This is a genomic window from Mitsuaria sp. TWR114 (assembly GCF_007997345.1).
Genome location: NZ_VOSR01000611.1, coordinates 1 through 2,042, shown reverse-complemented (window position 1 = coordinate 2,042; position 2,042 = coordinate 1). Strand labels below are relative to the sequence as shown.

Sequence of the window (2,042 nt, the reverse complement as noted above, 5' to 3'; positions counted from 1 at the left end):
CTCGGTGGCCTGGCCGCCGGAGTGGCAATGCCTTCGCTGGCCCAGTTCCGGGTGGAGATCGCCGGTGTCGGCGCCACCCGGCTGCCGATCGCGATCAGCGATTTCAACAACGAGTCGGCCACCGGCCAGCCGCTGGCGGCGATCATCCGCGCCGACCTGGAGCGCAGCGGCCAGTTCAGCATCGTGCCCGGCCAGGCCGGCATGACCGAGACCTCCCAGCCCCAGTTCGTCGACTGGCGCGCGCGCGCCGCCGACGCGCTGGCCGCGGGCTCCGCGACGCGGCTGGCCGACGGCCGCTTCGACGTGCGCTACCGGCTGTGGGATGTCGTCAAGGGCACCGAGCTGGGCAGCGAGAGCGTGCCGGTGGTCGCCGCGGACCTGCGCCTGGCGGCCCACAAGATCGCCGACGCCATCTACCAGAAGCTCACCGGCGAGCGCGGCGTCTTCGCGACCCGCCTGGTCTACGTGAACAAGGCCGGCCCGCGTTATTCGCTGCGGGTCTCCGACGCTGACGGCGAGGGCGAGCAGACCGTGCTCAACAGCCCGGAGGCGATCATCTCGCCAGCCTGGTCGCCGGACGGCAACGAGGTGGCCTACGTCAGCTTCGAGTCGCGCAAGGCGGTGGTCTGGATCCAGGACCTGCGCAGCGGCCGCCGTCGCAAGGTCGCCGACTTCCGCGGCACCAACAGCGCGCCGGCGTTCTCGCCCAACGGCCAGCAACTGGTGGTGACGCTCTCCCGCGAGGGCGGCTCCCAGCTGTACCTGATCAACAAGGACGGCTCCGGCGCCAAGCGCCTGACGCAGACCTCGGCCATCGACACGGAAGCGACCTTCTCGCCCGACGGCGCGCAGATCTATTTCGTCAGCGACCGCGGCGGCGCCCCGCAGATCTACCGCATGCCCGCCGGCGGCGGCAGCGCGGAGCGGGTGACCTTCAGCGGCAACTACAACATCAGCCCGTCGATCAGCCCGGACGGCCGCACGCTGGCCTACGTGACCCGCGTCGGCGGCGGCACCTTCAAGCTGTGCGTGATGGACCTGGCCGGCGGCCAGGTGCAGCAGATCACCGACACCAGCGACGACGAGAGCCCGAGCTTCGCGCCCAACGGCAAGCTGATCGTCTACGCGACCCGCTCCGGCGGCCGCGACGTGCTGATGACCACCACGCTCGACGGCAAGGTCAAGGCCAAGCTCGCCACGCCCGGGGTTTCCGACATCCGCGAGCCCGCCTGGGGCCCGTTCGGGAACTGAGCGGCACAGGTGCCGGCCTTGCGTCCTGTCGAGAATCCCGAGGCTTTCGCAACGCCGGGCACATGGATTGCCTACGTTGGCGTCGCGCTTCGCCCGCCGCGTGCGAGCCATGAGCGCGACGTGTCGGACGACTGGCCGCCCGCGCGGGCCTGCCTCGCGGACCTGTCGGCCGATGCTTCACAATTGCTGTTTCCTGCGGCTTCACCGGCGGCGTAGTCCTACCGCCATGTCCTGCCCGTAACCCCCGCCCGCTTTGACCCATAGGAGCGTATGCCCATGAAAATCGAAAAACTGATGCTTGGCCTGGTGGCCGCGGCAGCCCTGACCGCCTGCAGCTCGACCAAGCTGGATGAGCCGGCCCCGGTCGAGAACAAGACCCCGACGCAGACCACCGCCCCGACCCCGCCGACCACCGACAACGCCGGTCAGCGTCCGGTGCAGACGGTGGACCTGGGCGCCCAGCTGGACGCGGCCGTGTCCAACCAGCGCGTCGTGTATTTCGACTTCGACAGCTTCGTCGTCAAGGACGAGTACCGCTCGCTGATCGAGAACCACGCCAAGCGCCTGAACAACAAGAAGACGCTGGCGCTGAGCCTGGAAGGCCATGCCGACGAGCGCGGCGGCCGCGAGTACAACCTGGCCCTGGGCCAGAAGCGCGCTGAAGCCGTCGCCAAGTCGCTGACGCTGCTGGGCGTGGCCGCCAACCAGGTCGAGCCGGTGAGCTTCGGCAAGGAGCGTCCGGCCGACACCGGCCACAACGAGGAAGCCTGGGCCAAGAACCGCCGCGTCGA

General features: G+C 69.8%; 2 protein-coding genes. Both read left to right on the top strand.

Translation table 11 applies throughout. The features are described from left to right. Positions 1-1,251 (top strand): Tol-Pal system beta propeller repeat protein TolB (tolB, locus tag FUT87_RS20640; protein ID WP_404935425.1); only part of this gene is annotated, 1,251 nt, incomplete at its 5' end. Positions 1,252-1,527: 276 nt separating this feature from the next. Next, positions 1,528-2,042, top strand: a 515-nt coding sequence (gene pal / locus FUT87_RS20635; RefSeq protein ID WP_147242231.1) for a peptidoglycan-associated lipoprotein Pal, incomplete at its 3' end; no start/stop codon positions are given.